General features: G+C 46.5%; 19 protein-coding genes. 3 read left to right on the top strand and 16 right to left on the bottom strand.

The genetic code is table 11. The features are described 5' to 3' along the window. The first annotated feature begins 282 nt into the window (after positions 1-282). On the top strand, positions 283-1,968 hold the full coding sequence (gene ilvD / locus AMS66_RS01495) for a dihydroxy-acid dehydratase (protein WP_053779135.1): 1,686 nt from the start codon (positions 283-285) through the stop codon (positions 1,966-1,968). 119 nt (positions 1,969-2,087) lie between these two features. Here ilvD and AMS66_RS01490 read toward each other — a convergent pair whose 3' ends face one another. Then, positions 2,088-3,488: a polysaccharide deacetylase family protein gene (locus AMS66_RS01490; protein ID WP_053779134.1), complete on the bottom strand. Its 1,401-nt coding sequence runs from the start codon at positions 3,486-3,488 to the stop codon at positions 2,088-2,090. Positions 3,489-3,674: 186 nt separating this feature from the next. Here AMS66_RS01490 and AMS66_RS01485 point away from each other — a divergent pair, with 186 nt between their 5' ends. Further along, entirely contained in the window at positions 3,675-4,871 is a 1,197-nt protein-coding gene (locus AMS66_RS01485; RefSeq protein ID WP_053779133.1) for an AI-2E family transporter, read from the top strand. On the opposite strand, the gene AMS66_RS01480 is transcribed toward AMS66_RS01485, so the two are convergent. From AMS66_RS01480 to cymR, 15 genes are all read right to left on the bottom strand, one after another. After that, entirely contained in the window at positions 4,850-6,658 is a 1,809-nt protein-coding gene (locus tag AMS66_RS01480; protein ID WP_181014079.1) for a peptidoglycan D,D-transpeptidase FtsI family protein, read from the bottom strand. The two genes, AMS66_RS01485 and AMS66_RS01480, sit on opposite strands and share 22 nt — an antisense overlap. A gap of 124 nt (positions 6,659-6,782) precedes the next feature. After that, a complete protein-coding gene (locus tag AMS66_RS01475) occupies positions 6,783-9,065 on the bottom strand; it encodes a methyl-accepting chemotaxis protein (RefSeq protein WP_053779132.1) in 2,283 nt (760 codons plus the stop codon). Positions 9,066-9,300: 235 nt separating this feature from the next. Then, positions 9,301-10,629 carry a peptidase U32 family protein gene (locus AMS66_RS01470; RefSeq protein ID WP_053779131.1) on the bottom strand — a complete coding sequence of 443 codons (1,329 nt, stop codon included), beginning with the start codon at positions 10,627-10,629 and terminating at the stop codon, positions 9,301-9,303. A gap of 17 nt (positions 10,630-10,646) precedes the next feature. Continuing rightward, positions 10,647-11,576, bottom strand: a complete 930-nt coding sequence (locus tag AMS66_RS01465; RefSeq protein WP_053779130.1) for a peptidase U32 family protein — start codon at positions 11,574-11,576, stop codon at positions 10,647-10,649. Positions 11,577-11,591: 15 nt separating this feature from the next. After that, the gene (mltG, locus tag AMS66_RS01460; protein WP_236703073.1) at positions 11,592-12,632 is read right to left on the bottom strand and encodes an endolytic transglycosylase MltG; all 1,041 of its coding nucleotides are present in this window, start codon (positions 12,630-12,632) and stop codon (positions 11,592-11,594) included. 79 nt (positions 12,633-12,711) lie between these two features. Next, the gene (locus AMS66_RS01455; RefSeq protein ID WP_024633076.1) at positions 12,712-13,026 is read right to left on the bottom strand and encodes a DUF1292 domain-containing protein; all 315 of its coding nucleotides are present in this window, start codon (positions 13,024-13,026) and stop codon (positions 12,712-12,714) included. Continuing rightward, positions 13,027-13,326, bottom strand: a complete 300-nt coding sequence (locus AMS66_RS01450; protein ID WP_024633075.1) for a DUF1292 domain-containing protein — start codon at positions 13,324-13,326, stop codon at positions 13,027-13,029. Positions 13,327-13,338: 12 nt separating this feature from the next. Further along, on the bottom strand, positions 13,339-13,755 hold the full coding sequence (gene ruvX / locus AMS66_RS01445) for a Holliday junction resolvase RuvX (protein ID WP_053779129.1): 417 nt from the start codon (positions 13,753-13,755) through the stop codon (positions 13,339-13,341). A 125-nt stretch (positions 13,756-13,880) separates the two neighbouring features. After that, positions 13,881-14,141: an IreB family regulatory phosphoprotein gene (locus AMS66_RS01440; protein WP_024633073.1), complete on the bottom strand. Its 261-nt coding sequence runs from the start codon at positions 14,139-14,141 to the stop codon at positions 13,881-13,883. A 242-nt stretch (positions 14,142-14,383) separates the two neighbouring features. Continuing rightward, on the bottom strand, positions 14,384-17,014 hold the full coding sequence (alaS, locus tag AMS66_RS01435) for an alanine--tRNA ligase (RefSeq protein WP_053779128.1): 2,631 nt from the start codon (positions 17,012-17,014) through the stop codon (positions 14,384-14,386). 423 nt (positions 17,015-17,437) lie between these two features. After that, positions 17,438-18,505, bottom strand: a complete 1,068-nt coding sequence (locus AMS66_RS01430; RefSeq protein ID WP_053779127.1) for an AI-2E family transporter — start codon at positions 18,503-18,505, stop codon at positions 17,438-17,440. Between the two features lie 321 nt (positions 18,506-18,826). After that, positions 18,827-19,036, bottom strand: a complete 210-nt coding sequence (locus AMS66_RS01425; protein ID WP_024633070.1) for a hypothetical protein — start codon at positions 19,034-19,036, stop codon at positions 18,827-18,829. A 10-nt stretch (positions 19,037-19,046) separates the two neighbouring features. After that, on the bottom strand, positions 19,047-19,568 hold the full coding sequence (locus tag AMS66_RS01420) for a PRC-barrel domain-containing protein (RefSeq protein WP_053779126.1): 522 nt from the start codon (positions 19,566-19,568) through the stop codon (positions 19,047-19,049). A gap of 163 nt (positions 19,569-19,731) precedes the next feature. Further along, a complete protein-coding gene (locus tag AMS66_RS01415) occupies positions 19,732-20,883 on the bottom strand; it encodes a cysteine desulfurase family protein (protein WP_053779125.1) in 1,152 nt (383 codons plus the stop codon). A 124-nt stretch (positions 20,884-21,007) separates the two neighbouring features. After that, positions 21,008-21,427, bottom strand: a complete 420-nt coding sequence (gene cymR, locus AMS66_RS01410) for a cysteine metabolism transcriptional regulator CymR (protein WP_053779124.1) — start codon at positions 21,425-21,427, stop codon at positions 21,008-21,010. 322 nt (positions 21,428-21,749) lie between these two features. Between cymR and mnmA the strand changes: the two genes are divergently transcribed. Further along, a partial coding sequence (mnmA, locus tag AMS66_RS01405) for a tRNA 2-thiouridine(34) synthase MnmA (protein ID WP_236703071.1) occupies positions 21,750-22,497 on the top strand: 748 nt, incomplete at its 3' end.

The following is a 22,497-nucleotide window of genomic DNA, read 5'->3' as shown; positions in this document are numbered from 1 at the left end:
CCTGATGCAGTGCATCAAATCAAGAAAGCTTCATTCCACTAATGGATTGAAGCTTCTTTCTATTGATTGTAGAAATATGACGACGGTTGTGATAGACTCTATAGAAAAACCGGGTTGTTCACGGGTTTAAAGCAGCAAAGAACTTCACAAACTACGGGAAGCTCGAAACCAGTATCACTGGTCTATTTTTTTAGAGTACGGATGAAATTAAACGACAGATGCACTGCCATTTATATTTCCATTCATGTTGCTCAATATTATAAATTTGGGGGGAAATACACCATGTCAGCCAAGAAGATGCGTTCCGATATGATCAAAAAAGGTTTTGACCGTGCACCGCACCGCAGTTTGCTCCGCGCAGCGGGCGTTAAAGAAGAGGACTTTGGCAAACCATTTATTGCCGTATGTAACTCTTACATCGATATCGTGCCCGGCCATGTTCACCTGCAGGAATTCGGTAAAATTGTAAAGGAAGCTATTCGTGAAGCCGGTGGCGTTCCATTCGAATTCAACACCATCGGAGTTGACGACGGAATTGCCATGGGACACATTGGTATGCGTTACTCGCTGCCAAGCCGTGACATTATCGCGGATTCCGTGGAAACGGTTGTATCTGCACACTGGTTCGACGGCATGGTATGTATCCCGAACTGCGATAAAATCACACCCGGTATGATGATGGGTGCACTTCGCTGTAATATCCCTACCGTGTTTGTCAGCGGCGGTCCAATGATGGCAGGTCGTGACAGCAATGGTAAAGCTCTGTCCCTGACCTCCGTATTTGAAGGAGTAGGTGCTTATCAAGCTGGTAAAATCGATGATAAGAGCTTGCTTGAACTTGAACAGTTCGGCTGTCCAACATGTGGATCATGCTCCGGTATGTTCACTGCGAACTCCATGAACTGTCTGGCTGAAGCGATGGGACTGGCTATGCCAGGCAACGGAACCATCCTGGCTGTTGCTCCTGAGCGTCGTGAATTTGTTAAACAATCCGCAAAACAACTGATGGAACTCATCAAAATGGATCTGAAACCACGCGATATCGTTACCGTAGAAGCTATCGACAACGCATTTGCGCTGGATATGGCTATGGGTGGTTCAACTAATACGGTACTTCATACGCTGGCACTGGCTCATGAAGCAGGAATCGATTATCCAATCGAGCGGATCAATGAAGTAGCCAACCGCGTTCCTCATCTGGCTAAACTTGCACCTGCTTCCGATCTTCACATCGAAGACGTTCACAATGCAGGCGGCGTAAGTGCAGTTCTGAACGAATTGCTCAAGAAACCAGGTGCAATCCACGGTGACTGCATTACTGTAACTGGTAAAACGATTCGTGAAAACGTTGAAGGACAAGAAATTCAGGATACGAATGTCATCCACCATCTGGACAACCCACATTCCGAAAAAGGCGGCTTGGCTGTATTGTTTGGTAACCTTGCACCACAAGGAGCTATCATCAAAGTCGGTGCTGTTGACGCATCGGTTGGCGGATACCACAAAGGTCCTGCTATCTGTTTCGATTCTCAGGAACAAGCGCTCGAAGGCATTGCGAACGGCAAAGTAAAAGAAGGACATGTTGTCGTTATTCGTTATGAAGGACCAAAAGGCGGACCAGGTATGCCTGAGATGCTCGCTCCTACTTCCCAGATCGTAGGAATGGGTCTTGGTGCCAAAGTCGGTCTGATCACCGACGGACGCTTCTCTGGCGCATCTCGCGGAATCAGTATCGGACATATCTCTCCGGAAGCTGCTGAAGGCGGTCCAATCGCTTTTGTCGAAGAAGGAGACATCATTGAACTCGATCTGAACAACCGCATCATCGAATTGCACATCAGTGACGAAGAATTCGAACGTCGTCGCGCTGGTTGGAAAGGCTTTGAACCAAAAGTAAAAACTGGTTACCTTGCTCGTTATTCCAAACTGGTAACAAATGCAAGCAACGGTGGCGTACTGAGTATCTAATTCAAATGTAAGATATCCGATGAATTTCTTTATCGGAAACATAAATAAAGGGTTGCTCTTCAGCCGAATTCGGCGAAGGGCAACCCTTTTCTTTATTAGTTTCGCTTTTAGTTTTACTTTTAATTTCGCTCCGGTACAAGATCCTGTTCGGGAACCAACAATTCCTCAGAGGACTGTTCCGTCGTCGCTGCCACCAGTGCGTGCTGTCCATAGCGACCCAGCAGCACATCAAGCGGCATGGCAATCATTTTTGGAACCAATTGTTCGGAGCGCTGCTTCAGACGCTTCGTTCCTGCCGGATGAATTACGCTTAGTAGAAGTTTCAGATACACTTTCGATGCAGAACTGAACGGCCCAGGAGCCAATTCCCGAACCGTAAACCCGAATTTCTCCGGCCCCCGGTTAATCATGCTCACACCGTATAGAGCCTTGGCTGAACGGAGTTCAGGCTCAAGTGCGACCTGTCGGGCCAAATCAGGAAGTTGCTGTTCCATAGCCCGAATCATACGAATGGCCAAATGCATGCTTGAACGTGAAGTCATACCCAGATCGAAAAGCTTTTTATTATCAAAATGAAGTTCAATAACCGGATCACCGTTACGAATCACATGACCGTCGCTCATTTCAACTAACGCTCCATGGTATACACGGGAGCGATAGTGCAACAACGGGTCCTCTGGCGAAGCGGTTTGCAAATGGTATACCCAATGAAACAACTTCTCCCAGCCTAGCCATAATGCAACAACCATCCGTTTCCAAAATGATAAATGTGTTTGTGGCTGACTTGTACTTTTAAGTTCGCTCACCGTAACGCCCCCCATCAACGTATCGATGCGAACACTTTGCAATCGCTGCCTGTTGGCCTCCTGCAATACGACTTCGAGCGCCTGGAGCATCTGCTCCGGCGCGTGTGCATCAGCGCCGAGGGTAGTCCCTCGATCATGCAGTAACATGACCTCTCCGCCCCTTAGCTCCTTCAACATTCGATCTGTCAATTTCTCAACGCCCACGCTGCTTCTCCAGTCCTCAAACATGGACGACCACAGGATAATCCGCCGATCTTTTTTACTGAAAAAATCAAACAGATTCATAATCCCCCACGGTGGACGATAATAACAAGTTCTTTCCCCCGTAACCTCCTGAATAATCTGACCTGTCCGTTGAATCTGATCCCGAACCGTACGCGGACGCATTAACCAATTGGTTTTGTGAATATAATTATGAATTCCGAGAAGGTGACCTTCCTCGTGTATGCGCTGAATGAGCTCGGGATGACGGGCTGCATGCTCCCCGACTACAAAAAAAGTTGCCTTCGCCTCATATTGACGCAGTAAATCAAGCAATCTGGGTGTGTATTCCGGATCCGGCCCATCATCAAAAGTTAAGGAAAATTCCGTCTTACTTCTCCCGCGCCTGAACACACGAAAACCGAAAAGTCTGCTAACTAAACTCGGAATAAAGGCGTAAAAAGATGAAATGTACAATAACCACAGTAATATGCTCTGAAGTAAATTTGTCATGCTACAAACTCCCCGCTTCTCATGCTGAATTACCGTGCCATAATATAGCACTAACCAAAATAAACCGCCTTTAATTTTATCATAATTCAGCCTTTTCTTGAATCCTCTTTTCCCAAAAAGATAGCTATCGTGTACAATAAATGCATCCTAATTTTTACCTTAATGACGTACAAAGGAGCCCTGCCCATGCTGCCGCTTTACAAAAAGTACGGGCGCACCGTCTTTGACATTGCGCTGCTCGTATTAACCGTGTACTTTATCATGTACGGTTTCAGTCGATTATATCAATTGGCTGCGCCAGTTTTTCTTTCATTTATAGTGTATTGGATGATCGAACCTCTGGCAAGATTTCTGCATCGCAAAGGATTGCCCAAAACCCTGGGTGCCGCCATTTCGGTCTTATTGTTTCTTGCGGTTATTGTTGCTGCCTTTTTTGGATTGGGATTAATTATCGTATCCCAAATTTCTAATTTGCAGGATAATTTCCCTTATTATATCGAGATGGTCCAGCGAGAATTCACCAACCTGGTTTATTTTATTCAGGATAAGTCGGATGCCTTACCGGATGGAATAACCGAGAAAGTTAATGATTATTTTGCTACTCTGACCGGATTCTTGTCCAAATGGGTGACCAGTGGTGCACAAATCGTCATCGGTTTTCTCAGTTCATTTTCTTCCTTTATTACCAACTTTGGGATTGCCATTATTCTCGCGTTCTTTCTCAGTATCGAGATTGAATCCTGGCGTAAATTTGCCCGGGCCAAAACGCCAAAAACGTTGAAGCTGGCTCTTGAATTTATGCGTAATCATGTGTTCAAGACGATCCGTTCATATTTGAAGGCCCAGATGATTATGATGCTAATTACTTTTGTATTGATTTATGCAGGCTTGTTGATTCTGGGAACTGCCAATGCCTTCACCATCGCAGCCATTTGCGCCGTTTTTGACCTTGTACCTTTGCTGGGTGTTCCTGTTATATTCATTCCGTGGATTGTGTATCTGTTCATTGTGGGGAATAGCAGCCTTGCGATTGGCTTAATTGTAGTCCTTGCTGTAACCATGCTAACACGCCAATTGCTTGAGCCGAAAATATCGGGTAATTCGATCGGGGTCTCTTCCGCTTACTTAATGCTTTCTTTTATGCTGATCTCGCTCTCTGTCTTTGGTCTGGCCGGTGTGGTGTTGTCTCCGGTGCTGCTGATTCTGCTCAAAGAATTGCTGCAACAAGGATATCTCCAGCAATGGATTCATTTGCCGAAAGATGAATTCGAATCTTCCCCATTAGTTATGGACACACCAGGTAGCACCGCCTCTGGTATGAATGCTGAGCCTTCAGTGCAGAAGCCTGCTTCTTCCGGGAATCATGAGGATTCAGCCAAATAGTCCATCACTTTCCTGAATATCGCCGTTGCTTGATGACGGCTGCTTGGAGCCACGTTTTGGACAAGTACAGCTACAGCATATTGGGGTTGCTCCGTGGGTCCATACCCGATGAACCATTGATGGTTACGTTTCTCTCCATGCTGCTGTACCTGTGCTGTACCTGACTTCCCTGCCACTTGCCACCGCGCATGTTGCAGGGATTTTCCCGTTCCGTCACTGACTACCTTCTTCATCCAGGACAACAGCTGATGCGCCGTGCCTGGAGAAATCCGTCCTGCTGAAGAAGGTGAATCATGCATCGGCATGTCCAGCATCGTATCACCATCGGCAAATCGGATACGTTGAACGAGGCGTGGGGCAGTCACCTTGCCATCATGCAAGAGCGTAACGATCAGATTGGCCGCTTGCAACGGGGTCACTAGAACGTCGCGCTGACCGATAGCCGTCTGTACCTTCGCTCCCTCATCTTGAGGAGAGACGGATGGCAGTCTCACTCGACCTGCGTCCTCGTGATCGAAATGATGCAGTATGGGCATTCCGGCGACCTGTTTTCCCTCCCAGCCAATCGGACGTGCCAACCCCAAAGCATCCGCCGTACGCTCCAACTGTTCCATACTGAGCCGACGGGCAGTTTCAGCAAATACAATATTACAGGACTCGGCAAACCCTTGCTCCAGATTCAGTTTCCCATGCCCATGCTCCTTCCAGCAGGACAGGCCATATTTTCCCCACTCACCACCACAATGAAAAGTCTCCCCTTTGGATACAGCTTGATATTCCAGCGCTGCCGCTGCTGTAACGATTTTGAATATAGAGCCCGGTACAGCCCCCTTCACAGCACGATTCGCCCAAGCCGTTTGTTTGGGGTCTACATGCTGTGGGTTATAGAACGGCACCGAAACCATGGCACGCACGTCTGCATTGGCCGCATCCAACACAACGATAGCGCCTTCCTTCATTCCCGACTTCTTCACAATCTGTTCTATCCCTTGCTGTAAATCGATATGGATTGTCGTCTCCGCGCGCAATGGATAGTGTGTATTGGAGGGTGCTATGACGCGCGGCAGGATATCTGGAATAACCTCTCCTGAACCTGCAACCATACGTGAAACAAGGGTGGGGCCTATTCCCATCAATAAAGGTTCCAACGTTTTTTCCAGCCCGGCTGCTCCAGATTTCATGGCAAAAGGCTGCTTCACCTCATTCTTGTGACCCGACTTCGCATTCGGGAATCCAGGCTGTTCAGCGAGATAACCTAACCATTGCATGCCTGTAGCGCCCTGTCCATAACGCGTCATCATAGGATACACACTCGCTCCGTCTGCCTTCAATTCACGCAGTCGAATAACTTGAGAATCGGTCAATGTGCTCGGTTGGTCGGTACCTGCTGTCCAGAAATGGGGTGCGTTCCCTTGATTCCATTCCTTTTGTAACGACTTCACATCCGTATGTAATAAAGCTGCGAACTCCTTAACTCTCGAATTCTCCATTGTGGATGGATATGAATGACTTGATTGATCCGTATACGGGAAAAGGACCACCCCCCACTCCAGCTTGCCTGTTAGAGGCTGACCCTTATAATCGGTAAATTGCCCTCGTCCCGCATCCAATACAACCCCTCGCTCTCGCTGCAAAACAGACATCTCACGAACGGTACGTTGGAATCCTGGCATCGTGCGATTAATTTGTACGACTTGAACCCAAGCCAACCGAATCATAAGCAAAATAAATAAACCCGTAAGAAGAATACATGTAATATAAATGCGCCGTTTCAGTTGTACATGCATCAGGCCACCCCGTTCAACGTTTTGGCATAGTATTCTTCATTCAGAATGGAATTATTCGGTAATAACAAGAAAACCTGTCCCAAATAAGGGACAGGCTTCTCGACTTAAATCAAATAGGTACGAATTAGACCGTAAAGCGAGACAATGTATCTTTCAATTCTGTCGACACATTCTCCAGTTTTGCAGACAAATTCACCAGTTGGTTACTGATATTTTGCTGTTCACTGCTCAAGGAAGCAACTTCCTGGGACGTTGCAGAAGATTCTTCAGCTACTGCGCTGACATTGCTCATCGCTTCCGACAATGTTCCTTGAGATTTATTCAAATCTCCGATTGAACCGGTGACCATGCTCAGGCTTTCAACAAATGCACCCATTTGTTGCTGTACTGAAGCAAATATGACGTTGGTATCTTTCACAGCATCCATCTGTTCCTTGAATAACGGATAAGCTGCAGATAATTGATCAACCGTCTCATTCATTTCGGTCATAATCTTGTCGGTAATATCTCCAACCATATCAATGGACTGTCTGGATTGTTCGGCCAATTGGCGAACCTCATTCGCAACTACCATGAATCCGCGTCCGGCTGTACCGGCACGAGCGGCTTCAATCGTTGCATTCAAAGAGAGAATGTTCGTTTGTTTGGTAATATTCTGCATGACGTCAAGCACCTTCAGAACGGAGGACGTACTCTCCTTCAAGGAATCAACCTTGTTTACCAATGCACCGATCATTTCTTCTGTCTTCTGCGTTTTGGTCATCAGCTGATTCAGATGCTGTGTACCTGTCTCACTGGATTTCTCTACATGACGGGCTGAATCACCCATTTGTTCATTCGCGGCGACTACACTCTCCATCTGACGGGAGATATTGTCGGTCAATTCGTTTCCACGCTCCGCTTCTGTTGCCAGACTGCTTGCTCCACCTGCAATTTCTTCAGTAGCTACTGCAATCTCGGAAGCGGAGACTGCTGTTTTCTTGGATGCACTGCTCAGCTCAGAAGCGGTATCCAATACTTCCTGTGCAGAACGGTTGGTTTGCTCAACCAGCTTCGTAATTTGCTCCATCATGAGGTTGAATGCAGCCGATAATTGGCCAATCTCATCTTGGGAGGTATACGGTGTACGCACCTTGAGGTTGCCTTTTGCCCCTTCTTGCATCAGATCTTTCAATTTGCCCATCGGGCGGGCGATCATGCGAACCATCCAAATACCGATCAGTATCGCAATAACGGCATCCACCAGTGCCATCCATAATGTGAGCGTCAGAATGCCTTTGGCATCCTTCACCAGGATAGAAGTCGGAACCATTCCGATCAGCTTCCAATCGGACGAATCCATTGTGCTGTATGAAGCCAGCATATTCGTAGAATTGCCATCCACGGTATACTCTGCACTGGTACTGCCGGATTTTTCTTTCAAATCTTTTACAAAAGCCAAATCCGTATCTTTTCCTGTACGATCAGCTATCGTTGATGCTACAACTTTATTGTCCGGAGCGATCAGTTGAAGTACAGATCCTTCACCCAAATCGAGAGATTTCAACTGCTGCTCCAGAACTTCCAGTTTCAACTCAATGATTAACACATAGGACTGGGTTGTCCCTTGCAGATTCTTCATTGAACGCGCAATCCGGAACGTTGGTGTGCTGCCATCCTCGTCGGCTTGCGTTGGTAGCCAACGATATCCGCCTGCTTGAACCAACTCGTCATACCAGGCCTCATTACGAATATCACCCATGGAAGAACTGCTGCTACCTGTACCCATGGTGGATCTTGTTTCATCCGTAGGCACAAGATAAATCGCTTCCATAGATTTATTCGTAAAAGCAATATTCGATAATTGTTTGTTGATAGAGCTTGAATTTACAAACGTATCATATGCTGACAAGTTTTTATCAGACATCTTTTGAAGCAAGGACTGCATTTCCGGATCGAAGAAAATTTGTGTGGATGTATCTACAAACCGCTCCAGAATAATGTCCATTTTTTGTTTAGTTTGTTCAATCGTTTCCTGATTTGATCGGGATGCATTCTTCTCAATCGTATCTTTGGCTTTAGCATAAGATAATAGACCCAAACTAACGACAAAGATCATGATACCCGCAAAAAAGATCAAAAACAGTTTAACGCCTACCGATTTAATCGGATTGGCCTTCTTCATCTGCTCTAGCGTTGTTCCCCCAACATTTCTCCAGTTCTGCTTTTTCAATTGGTTTTTCGTCTTATCCCATCCCAACTTCAGCTTACTCCGATCCAATTTAGAGGACTTTTGGTCTGGAGTATCCCCGGTCTTACTTTTAACTACTTTCTCTTTCTTTACTTTCTGCACCTTCTCGGGCTTAACCTTCTCGGGTGTTGTCAATTCTTCCCCACTGTCCTTCTGCTTCTTTTGAACCAATCCCATTCACCTGCCAGTAATTTACTTGTTAGATTTTTCTTTCTCTCCCCTATAAATATGTAGTATTCGACAACATTCCCCTTTCCCCTTTCGTTTTCCTGAAATTTTTTACAACTTTTTTCCTATTTTTCTATAATAAAAAGACCCCCATATGCCGATATACGGAGGTCTAAATTATACATTTTATAACACTATTTTGTTAAAACATAATATTATTTTGTTAAAAACTAGGTATTTGAACCTACTTCTTTTTTCTCATCATATCAAAGTAGGAAACAGGTTGATCCACCTTCATTTTTACACGTTGTAACGGGTGACGAGCTGCATCGAGCACATTGCCTTCTTCATCCTGTAATTCCCCAACTACCTGTTTGAAAAAATGGCCTCCCGGACCGAAAAACTCAATTTCCTGTCCTGGTTTGAAATGATTACGCTGTTGAATGGTCGCCATTCCTGTAGTCGCATCATAGTCGATAACCAATCCGGCAAAGTCGTAAGGTACCGCTTTTTCTTCCGGTTCATAGATGTGATCCTCATGATCCGGTGTATCATAGAAAAAGCCGGTATTTAGTGGACGATTTGCCGCCTTGTTCATTTCCTCTACCCACTCAGGTTTCAACACATAGTTCTCCGGGTCAGCCATGTAGGAGTCGATTGCCTGACGATATACGTTAACTACGGTAGCCACATAGTGAATCGACTTCATGCGTCCTTCGATTTTGAAACTGTCCACACCGACATCAATCAGTTCAGGAATATGTCCAATCATGCACAGATCCTTCGAACCCATGGAAAAAGAATTGTCCTGCTCCTGGAACAAGGGCAACTGGTTCTCTCCCAATTTGAAGGGTGCAGGTGCCTGCATTTGCATTTCTTCTTCGCTGACCCAAACGGTATCTTCCCGCGCGTCTTCAAAGAGATCATACTTCCAGCGGCAGGATTGGCAGCAGCCACCCCGGTTGGAATCCCGATCCGTAAAATGGTTGGACAACACACACCGTCCGGAATATGACGAGCACATAGCCCCGTGAATAAAGGCTTCAATCTCAATATCCACATTGGCCTTGATTTCTTCAATTTCCTCAAAGCTTGTCTCACGTCCAAGAACTACGCGTGGAAGACCTTCATTCTTCCAGAACTTCACAGCTTGCCAGTTCAGAGTCGATTGTTGAGTACTCAAATGCACTTCCAGACCCGGTACTGCACGCTGAGCCACTTCAATGATTGCTGGATCTGCTACGATAATAGCTGCAATTCCTGCATCATACAAGTTTTGCAAATATGCTTGAATTCCTTCGATATCTTCGTTATGCGCATAAATATTGGTTGCCACAAACACCTTGGCTCCATATTTTTTAGCAAATTCCACACCTTCACGCATTTCTTCAAAGCTAAAGTTATCCGCGTTGGAACGCAGTCCGTAAGCCTGACCGCCAATATAAACAGCATCTGCACCATAATGAATTGCGAATTTAAGTTTTTCCAGATTACCTGCCGGAGCAAGTAACTCCGGTTTGTCCAGACGGTTACGTTTACCCGAGAATTTCCGCTGTACCGCCACTGTTTCCATTTCGTTCACCTCGTCTATTAATACACCTGTTCTTTATAGAAAAATCCAAACGACAACTCCCGTTCAGGGTCTTGCAATTGACGAACCTCATCCAGCCAATCTTCACAAAATGCATAAGCATCGGCATCAGCCGCATAGCTATCCAGAGCTACACGATATGCACGTACAACAGCCTCGTTATACGCAAGCGGTTTTAACATGCCTTCGATTTTGAAGCTGTGTACCCCTGCCTCCAACAACAGATGCAGATCCTCGAGAATACAGATATCCTCCGAACTCATGATGTGAGTTCCGTTCACATCTTCATAGATCGGAAACTTCTCATCCCGACGTTCAGCCTCAATCAGAAATAAACCACGTTCCTTACCCAAATGCCCCTCTACCGGACGCCCCTGATGGGACATATAACTTTGCACCAGACTGCGTTTGGAATGATAAATGTTCGTCATGCCATGCACCTGAACCTGGGCTTCCACCTTCAGAAATGGAACCATCTCCGTCAGTTCGTCCATATTCAGCTCCCGAGCAAGCACGACACGACTCGCGCCTTTGGTTCCCCAGTAGTTGGCCGTTGCGTAGTTGGTCGATGTCATCTCAGCATTCCAGTGCAGTTGGATATGAGGAGCATACTCCTTAATTGCGGCTAGCACGGATGGGTCGTTGAACTCTACCCCATGAACACCGTTTTTACCCAGTGCTTGAACATATTCAGGCAATTCCTTTAGCAACTCGTTGGACATCAGATTGTTCATGGACACGTATACACGAGCCTGATGTTTCGCTGCAACGGCAACGACCTCTGCTGTTTCTTCCACACTGAAGCTGCCAGGAAGACGCATGCCGAAGCGATCATCCCCAATTAACAAGGCATCTGCCCCTGCTTGGAGCAGCACTTCTGCCTCTTTCACATTTGCCGCCGTAACGAGCAGTTCATGTTTCGTACTCATATACATCCCCTCCGCTTATTGCGCAGCCTTACTTTTGGCTATATTTTGCTGATGTTCCTTATACGTTTTGGCAAACAGATGTCCAAAAGTACCATCCTTCTTGGTTACATAGAACAAGTAATCCGAAGCTTCCGGTTCCAACGCTGCCTCAATGGATGCAAGACTTGGACTTGCAATCGGTCCTGGTGGCAGGCCTTTGTTCAAATACGTATTATAGGGACTCTGTACCTTCAGATCCTTGTAAAGCAATCTGGCCTTCGGCTTATCCAGTAAATACTGTACTGTAGCGTCAATCTCCAGTTTCATATCCTGCTTAATCCGATTATAGATCACGCCTGCCACAAGCGCTCGTTCCTGATCCACCACGACTTCTCTCTCCACAAGCGATGCGATCGTTAACACTTCATGCAAAGACAGATTTCTCTCCTTGAGTTTGGAATCCAAATCAGGAATAGAATCGACCTTGGTCTGGAATTCCTCAAGCATTCGCTGCATGACCTCTTGAGTAGAACTTCCCTCTTTCAGCTCATACGTCTCAGGGAACAGATATCCCTCCAGGACAAATCTCAGTTCTTCATCCACTGGAATGTCCTTGATAATGTCGATATCAAAAGCAGATGGATCATTCGCAAGCTTGATAAATTCCTCACGATCCACAATTCCCTCAGCAGACAGTTTGTCCGCCATTTGCAATACCGTATATCCCTCAGGAATAGTAAACTTCATCATGGATTCAGGCACAACTTCACCGTTATTCAGCTTATTAATAATCTCATCGTATGACACGCCTGGATTTAAGGAATATGTACCTGCCATAAAATTCGATCCTTGTTTCTTCAACTTCAGGTATCCCTTAAAGGCTAAACCACTTCGAATCAGACCTTCTTGTTCCAACTGATCCGCAATTTTGGAAGTTCCTGAACCGCTCTTGATCTCGAAAACGATCGGTTCTGTGGAGGCTTGTAGCGGACGCATCATGTTCCAGACATATACGCCTGCTCCTCCAGCAACAACCACGATGATAAGCAAAAAGACTAAAATCGCTTTTCCTTTCAAAAAAGACACAACTCCTTTACACAACCAAAAAGAGCGGACTTCTCCGCCCTTCCGGTTTCTTCAATTTGAAGCTGATTAATCAATCTTCGTCAATGGGGAGTGTACATTCATCATACAGTTCAGAGATGTTCTCCCACTCATCATCATCATCAATCGTAACTAATTCCGGCATGATCTGGCCTTCACTTCCCGGTAAAACCCGCAGAAGTTCAACTTCGTCATAAGGACGTAATGAACTGCGGAGCACCGCATACTGCTGGCCCTTCACTTCAAACTCAGCAAGCAAGTCATACGGATGTGATTTACCGTTCTCTTCTTCCAGCTCAACGTGAGCACCAAAAGCCAGACGCAGCGAATCTGTCCATTTCAAGTCTTCGCGGCTGTATTCTGTCATTTAGTTCGCTTCCTCTTCATCTTCTGCAAGAAATGTATTAAACGTCTCCTCGACGATATCCCATTCGGCATCATCTTGGATGACGAAAAGTTTAATATCGTCGCCCTCTTCTTCATAACGGAATGCATAGACATCCGTCTCTCCATCTTCGGGTTCAACCGGAGCAACCATCATGTACTTGGCCTCCGAACCGTCCACTTCGAATTTCATGATGACTTCGAATTCCTCTTCATTACCCTCGTCATCCGCAATGTAAATAATCTCCGATTCTTCTTCCATACCCAGTTGATCTTCAGCCATTGTTGATCCCCCTCACCTTTTACTATTGGCATCCAAATAATTTTGCAAAATCAAGCTTGCGGCCATTTTGTCCACAACCTGCTTGCGTTTTTTGCGACTGACATCCGCTTCAAGCAACGTTCGTTCTGCTGCTATGGTTGTCAGCCGTTCATCCCAAAGGTGAACAGGTAAATTCAGTTCGCCCCGCAGGCGTTCGGCAAAAGCAATGCATATTTCACCACGCGGCCCTACGGTGCCGTTCATGTTTTTGGGAAGTCCGACTACAATCTCGCCGATCTCATGCTCACGCACAAGCTCCGCAATCCGAGCGAACTCACCTTCATCTCGGCGGCGTTCAAGTACTTCCAATCCCTGGGCAGTCCAACCGAAGGCGTCACTAGCGGCAACTCCGATTCTTCGGTCCCCATAGTCCAAACCTAATATTTTCATCCATGCTCTCCCATCCTCAAGCCTGCTCAGGTCGAAAAACACTCGCCTTCTCAAGCTTCAGGCTGTCTTCTGTCGGTTCATTTCCCGCTGCCTGCATAGCTGCATCACAGCGGAAGCGATGTACATTACCGGTGATTGGCCAGATAAGACCGAACTAGCTCTTCAATCAGCTCATCACGTTCTTTTTTACGGACCAGACTGCGTGCATTGTTGTGACGAGGGATGTATGCGGGGTCTCCAGAAATCAGATACCCGACAATCTGGTTAATAGGATTATACTCCTTATCCACCAGTGCATCATATACCGTGAGAAGAATCTCTTTGGAGGATGCTTCCTGCTCGTCGGCTTTCACATTAAATTTAACCGTCTTATCCATGGAGTCCATTGATGACACCTCGCTCCTGCATGAACATGGGGACCATGTCCTGCCGAATTGATTTCTGCTTATATAATAACATATTCTGACTGCCACAAGTAAACAAAGGATAAGCCAATTGTGTTTTTTGCTTGTCCTTTACTGGCTTCAGCATATTGCATCATTCGATTCCACTCGCTCTCGGGTACAAAATATAAACGAACAGAACCATTTCGATTTATATTTTGAAGATTGAAAGCCGCTCAATGGATTTATGCAATATGCCCGCTAACCAATGAAACCGCCAGTTTCAATGCTTCATCCAGCTTGGTTGCATCCTTGCCTCCGGCTTGTGCCATATCAGGACGTCCGCCGCCGCCGCCGCCGCATACTGCCGCAACTTCCTTGACGATTTTACCTGCATGCAGCCCTTGTTTTACCTGTTCAGCAGGGACAGCTACAACGAAATTCACTTTGCCATCAGCTGGAGCACCCAGCACGAGTACTGCATCAGGCAGTTTTACTTTCAATTCATCAGCCACTGTCCGCAGTGCATCCATATTCGGAGCATCTACACGAGCTGCAAGCAATTGTGTATTTCCTGCTTGTACTACTTGATCTGTCAATGCGCCTGCTTCCATGGCACTCAGCTTGCTTTGCAGTGATTCAGTCTCTCTGGCAGCTTCTTTCAATTGCTGATTCAAACCTTCAATGCGTTTAGGCACGTCAGCCACATTCGCTTTGAGCAGGGATGCCGATTGTTTGAGCAATTCAAGCTGACTTTCTACATACAGATACGCACCACGGCCAGTAACAGCTTCGATCCGACGTACGCCGGAGCCGATTCCGCTCTCGCTTACCAGCTTGAAGATACCGATCTCTGATGTATTGTTTACGTGACAGCCTCCACAAAGTTCCAAACTATAATCTCCGACTTGTACCACACGCACGATATCGCCGTATTTTTCACCGAACAGTGCCATTGCACCCATTTCTTTGGCTTCATCAATAGCTTTCAGTTCAATGTTCACATTCAGACGATTCCAGATCTGTTCGTTCACTTGACGCTCGATCTCCGTTAATTCTTCCGGCGTAATGCTGCCGAAGTGCGAGAAGTCAAAGCGCAGACGCTGAGGCTCTACGAGTGATCCTGCCTGATTGACGTGCGTTCCGAGCACATCTTTAAGTGCTTTGTGCAGCAAATGGGTTGCGGTATGGTTTTTGATAATATCGCCACGTTTGGACGCATCCACTTCAGCTTTAATCACTTCACCCACGCGCAGTTCACCGGACTCTACCGTCACCAGATGTACGTGTTGTCCCAGCGGAGCTTTGAACAGGCCTTGCACTTTCGCCGTTACACTGGCTCCGCGCAGCAAGCCCTGATCACTTACTTGTCCGCCACTTTCCGCATAGAACGGAGTCTTGTCAAGGATGACCTGGCATGTCTGTCCTTCGCTTACGGAGTCTACCAGCGTGTCACCAGCAACGATGGCTACCACTTTTGCTTCCGTCAACAGGTCATTATAACCAACAAACTCGCTTTTAACCTCCAGATCGGCAAGCGGTCCACCTTGAACCTTCATGCTCTCATTTTCCTGACGTCCTGCACGTCCGAGCTCACGCTGTTTCTGCATGGAAGCATCGAAACCTTCACGGTCTACCGTCAAGCCATGCTCTGCTGCATAATCTTCAGTCAGGTCAAAAGGGAAACCATACGTATCATACAGTTTGAACGCTTCAGGCCCGCTAATAACCGTACGTCCTTCGGACTTGGCTGTGCCGCTGATATCCGCCAAAATAGCCAGACCATCTGTGAGTGTTTCGTGGAAACGCTCTTCCTCGGTTTTGATCACTTTAGCGATAAACTCCTGCTTGTCTACCACTTCCGGGTAGTACATCCCCATCACTTCACCGACAGTCGTTGTGAGTTCATACAGGAATGGACGATCCAATCCCAGTACTTTTCCGTAACGTACGGCACGACGGAGCAAACGACGAATAACATATCCGCGACCTTCATTGCTTGGCAGAACGCCATCACCTACAGCAAAGGCAACTGTACGAATATGGTCGGCAATGACTTTCAGTGCAACGTCAATCTCTACGCTGTCATTATATTTCACACCTGCAAGAGCCGCTGTTCTTTGAATCATCGGTTGGAACAGATCTGTGTCAAAGTTGGAATCCACATTTTGCAGAATGGATGCAAAGCGCTCCAAACCTGCACCTGTATCAATATTTTTGTTCGGAAGCGGTGTATAACTACCGTCCTTGTTGTGATTGAACTGTGAGAATACCAGATTCCATACTTCCAGATAACGTTCATTTTCCCCGCCTGGATACATCTCAGGGTCATTCATGTCACTGCCATAAGCTTCGCCGCGGTCATAGAAAATTTCGGTACAAGGTCCACACGGGCCTTCGCCGATATCCCAGAAGTTCTCATCCAGCTTGATGATTCGTTCAGCAGGCAGTCCCACTTTTTCGTTCCACAGTTTGAAAGCCTCTTCGTCTTCAGGGTATACCGTTACCGAGAGACGTTCCGGATCGAAACCGATCCATTCTTTGCTTGTGAGAAATTCCCATGCCCAAGTGATCGTCTCTTCCTTGAAATAGTCTCCGATGGAGAAGTTACCGAGCATTTCGAAGAACGTATGGTGACGGCGAGTTTTGCCGACATTTTCAATATCGTTCGTACGAATACATTTTTGGGAGTTTGCGAGACGTGGATTCTCCGGTTTCTCCCGACCGTCAAAATACGGTTTCAACGGTGCCATACCTGCATTGATCCACAGAAGGGATGGATCATTATAAGGTACGAGCGATGCGCTTGACTCGATTTTGTGTCCTTTACTTGCAAAAAACTCTATCCATTTGGACCGGATTTCACTGGCTTTCATACTGGCTGCCCCCAATTAATTATAATAGTCCGGTGCATATTCGCTCCGGGTTGTTAACAACTAAAAATAAACACAAAAAACGCCCCTGAATAGTCAGGGACGATTGTAATCGCGGTACCACCCTGGTTATTGCTGTTCATCCGCAGATGAAACAGACAATCTCCTCGTTGATGCGAAATAACGGTCGCTCCCGGCAGGGTTGCCCTGCACTCCGAAATTAGCTTTCTGCCGCTTCAACTTTCAAGACTCTTCCAGCCATCGGGCTCAGATTACATCTGATCCGAAGAAGTCTATTCTCTGAGGAAAGGAACCCTCGGCGTACTTCATTTCATCATCGATTTCATGTTCTAAACATACCCCTCCATTATATCGATATGCCTATAGGGTGTCAACGCACCCCTGAGGAACACATCTTTGCTTCGGTCAGTCGGTTCTTCGTTTGATGTAATATGCAAAAAAGTGCTGCACAATGACCTTCAGGACAGCAAAGACCGGTACCGCCAGAATGAGACCCACAATACCCGCCAGTTCGCCTCCCACAAGGAGCGCGAAGATAATCGACAACGGATGCAAATGCAGTGTCCTCCCCACCACCTGAGGGGAAATGACGTTGCTCTCCAGCACTTGGCACAGTGTGTTCACAATGACAACAAATAGCACCATTTTGAACGATACCGTCGACGCCATAACCACTGCAGGAGCAGCTCCAAGAAATGGGCCCAAATAGGGCACAATGTTGAATACAGCGACAATGCTGGCGAGCAGCAGTGCATAAGGCATATCAATGACGATGTAACCGATGTAAGCAAAGATGCCCACAATCACACAAACAATAAATTGTCCGCGAATATAGTTTCCCAAGGCCGTGTCAATCTCTTTCATAACCGAAACAATGGCTTTGCGCCGTGAGCGAGGCAGGTACGCCACAATCGTACGCTCAAATACCTCAAAATCTTTTAACATATAGAAAATGAGAAATGGCACAATAAACACGTTGAACAATACATTAATGGTTGTCCCGATATTATCCATCAGCTTCGTTATCCCTTGGGTAAGCCGATCCTCCATCTGGAAAAACCAGCTGTTCATGCCTGTGCGTACACTCGGCGGCATTAATTTGTGATCCATATTGTTCATCAAACTCTGGGCATGCATCGACAGCTCCGGCATATGCTCGTTCAGTTCCTCCAATTGTTCAATCAATACCGGGATGACATTCATCAGGATGACCCCGATACAGGTAAGGAAAAAAGCATAGATTAACAGCACGGCAATGGTTCGAGGAACTTTACGTCCTCCCAGCATGCTTACAATCGGATTGAGTACATAAGATATGATAAGGGCCACGATAAAAGGTGCCAGCACTGTTTTCAGAAATCCATATATATGAAGCAGCAATGGCCGCAGCAGCCAGATAAAATACAGGATAATCAATCCGAGTAGCAGCCAGATGGCATAACGGAACAGCTTGTTTTTGGTTAATTGCTCCACTTGCATCTCTCCCTTTTGGACTGGCTCTGAGAGTCAGTATATGTAAGGAAGGGAATATTTATTAACACCGGACAAAAGTGGAGACTAACAATTCTCGCCCATGGATGGACAATCCGGTTGACGTCGTATTCTGAACACAAAAAAGCGCCGCCTTCATGATGAAGGAGACGCATCTTGTGATCGGGGGGAGCATATATTCATAATACAAGTTCCCTTGAACCACTATGTAACCGCAGCTATATACATCTGTCATCATTTCATGACAGCATTCAATGACAATCTTTGTCATGAAACCGCATATAGAAGAAGTTATACTTCTTATTAAGAAGAAGCATGAAGATGAGGGAAGTCTTGCGGCAGCTCTTCCCCGAAGAACAGATCATCGAGGGAACTGAGCGTGCCGTCTTCTTCCACTTGGTATACAGACATTTTCTCACCGTTCACTGTTAATTCGATAAAGCATCCCCAGCAATAAAACTGGTGGGAACCGATTTTCCCAATATCTTTGGAACTACAGTTTGGACATTTCATATTCATTCACCTATCCATTAACAGAATGAATGGCATTTTCCAAGCGCTGTTCACTCAGCGGCGGCACCATTATGGCACTTTCCCCAATAGACATATCGCTTGTACATGGCAGCCATTTGCGGCCCTCAATCAAATCGGACACAAAACCGTCCGTAATTTCAATCCCTATTATTGTATTTCCCAACTCCTGGTCAAAATAAACATCAGAGACACGTCCAAGCAGCAAACCTTCTTCGGTGAGCACGGACATCTCCTTCAATTTAGACTGGCCGAGGAGGTACGTGTGTTTTATGTCGTCGGCTCCCGTTTTGCGGACAGCCTGTTGATTACGGATCATGACGGCATCTTCGCCGTAGGCAATGATATCTTGCCACTGCACGATTTTGACATGACTGGTAAACAGGCCTTTGTTTTCAAGTTCAATGCCTTCAATTTTCCAATCGTCATTCACAATGAAATCCTGGATTTTACCGACCTGCTTCCCATCCTCAACGTCAAAAACGGCAAGTCCGATCATTTCCTGAAGCTTCATCGCAGGGTCCCCCTCATCTTCTTATCATTAAATAGTCGCGGCGCTATTGCTAGGTATGCCCAAAGTTGATGAGTGGCAATCAGACACCGATCATCAAAACCGCTTCTATCCAACCGATGAAATGGAATTCTTCCCTCCTTCTGTTCCATGTGCAAAGAGCCCCTTAGGCTCTATTACGCAGTCGCCCAAGAATGGTTCCAATTTTTTCGGCGGTTATCATGATTTCTTCCGTAGTATTACCCACTCCCCAGCTAAAACGAATCGCGGAATGCAAAAATGTCTCCGGCAAGTTCATCGCTTTCAGCACATGGGATACTTCGAGGGAACCGGAAGTACATGCTGAACCGCTCGCAACAGCGATGCCTTCCATATCCAGATTCATGAGCATCGTCTCCGTGGACACTTCCGGAAAGCTGATGTTCAGGATATTGGGCAGCGTGTATTCCGGATGTCCGTTGACATGGAAATGCTCTGCCCCTACATGCAGCTCAAGTTGTTCCAGCAGCAATGACCGCAATGCCAGATCATGTTCACGACGAGCCTTTGCTTGTTCTCCTAATATTTTCAACGCCTCCGCAAAGCCAGCGATACCCGCTATATTTTCGGTGCCTGCCCGTCGCTGTCGTTCCTGAAGGCCACCATGAGCTCTCGCTTCCAACACAATTCCACGGCGTACGTATAGTGCACCCACGCCCTGAGGGCCATTGATTTTATGAGCAGAAAAGCTGATCAGATCCACAGGCAGTTCTTTGCAGGAAATTTCCTGAGTTCCAAGAGCCTGTACTGCATCGGTATGGAACAAAATATCATGTTGACGAGCCAGTTCACCAATTTCACGGATCGGCTGAATCGTGCCTACTTCATTATTGGCATACATCATGGTGATCAGTACTGTATCCGGTCGAATGGCATCTTTCAGCTCTTCCACACGTATTCTTCCGTATTCATCTACAGGCAAATAGGTCACGTCATAGCCTTGTCGCTCCAGCTCCTGACAAGTATGCAGTACAGCATGATGTTCAATAGCCGTTGTAATGATATGCCGTCCCCGTTCTTCCCTCGCTGAAACTGCGCCAAATATGGCCAGATTGTCACTTTCCGTGCCGCCCCCAGTAAATACAAGTTCATCCGGGAAACAACCCAAAGACGCCGCAATGACATCCCTTGCTCCACTGACGGTTCGTTTGGCATCCCGCCCAAAGGCATGGATACTCGATGCATTGCCATATTGCTCTGTCATCACTTTCATCATCGCTTCCGCGACTAGTGGGTGCATAGGTGTCGATGCGGCGTGATCCAAATATATTCTTTTCATTGATTTCACCCCGTTATATATTGGACTAAAAATGCTAGAAGAGCCACAAAGTAGCTTGTGGCATGGCTAAAGCCCCCAATATGGGGGCTTTAGTGTGTCGTCTTGATGCTCATCATCAACAATGTTAGATATAGAACATGTAGCTATCTTTTTGTTCCTGATTCTGGAATGTAATCAAATCTTTCAGCGTTGTTGAATCCAATACTTCTGCAATGCTATCACGGATGCGCAGCCATAAGTCGCGCTTCGCCGGATCATCTTCCTCCGTGAAATCCACTGGAGAGATTGGACCTTCCAGTACACGAATAACATCTCCTGCAGTTAAGGTAGCAGGATCGCCTGCCAGAATGTAACCGCCGTAGGCTCCACGTATACTTTTGACCAGTCCTGCATTACGTAGGGGAGCAATCAATTGCTCCAGATAATGCTCCGAGAGCTGGTTGCGCTCGGCAATACTTTTCAAAGATGTAGGGCCTTCGCCAGTTCTGGCTGCCAGCTCCATCATGATTGTGAGCCCATAACGGCCCTTTGTCGATATTTTCAAAGGAGTCACCTCTTTCAATTTTCGAAAAAACAAGTTGTGAAACAATAAATAACAGGATGTGGTCCAAGACCGTCTTTCCAGGATCCGCCACAGCGGGATATAAAAAATACAGGCCTAGTCCCTCTAATCCTCCGTATTCCGATCATAACCCTCAGCTAATGTTAACATATCTGCATCCTTTATGGAAAAGAAAGATTGACGAAATTCCAAAATGTACGCCTGTGGTGGACACTATCCAAAGTTGGCCGGGTGTATCGTAACTTGAGTCCGGTTATGCTAGAATAGAAACGAAACACATCTATATAGAGAAATGGTGATAACGATGTCCAAAACAATTGAAAATACACGGGTCGTCGTTGGCATGTCCGGAGGTGTCGATTCTTCCGTCACGGCACTGCTGCTGAAGGAGCAGGGTTACGATGTCATCGGCATTTTCATGAAAAACTGGGATGACACGGACGAGTTCGGCCACTGTACCGCTGAAGAAGATTCAGAGGACGTACGTCGGGTTTGTGAACAGATCGGCATTCCTTACTACACTGTCAACTTCGAGAAAGAGTACTTTGATAAAGTATTTTCCTATTTCCTTGATGAATATAAGTCGGGTCGGACTCCGAATCCTGATGTCATGTGTAATCGTGAGATCAAATTCGGCGAATTCCTCAACAAAGCAATGGATCTCGGCGCTGATTATGTGGCTACAGGCCACTATGCTCGCCTCATTGAAGAAGATGGAGCGTTCAAACTGCTGCGCGGTGTGGACAGTAACAAAGACCAAACGTACTTCCTCAATGCACTGAATCAGAACCAGCTGTCCAAAGCCATGTTCCCGATTGGTCATCTTCCGAAACCGGAAGTACGCAAGATTGCAGAAGCGGCTGGCCTGTACACCGCGAAGAAAAAAGATAGCACAGGTGTCTGCTTCATCGGCGAGCGCAACTTCAAAGAGTTCCTGAGCAACTATCTTCCTGCCAAAGGCGGAGACATGGTTGATATTGCAACCGGAGAAGTGAAGGGCCGTCATGACGGTCTCATGTACTATACGCTTGGACAGCGTCAAGGTCTCGGCA

This window comes from Paenibacillus xylanivorans, assembly GCF_001280595.1.
Classification (GTDB): Bacteria; Bacillota; Bacilli; order Paenibacillales; family Paenibacillaceae; genus Paenibacillus; species Paenibacillus xylanivorans.
This window is presented reverse-complemented; position numbering and strand designations above follow the sequence as displayed.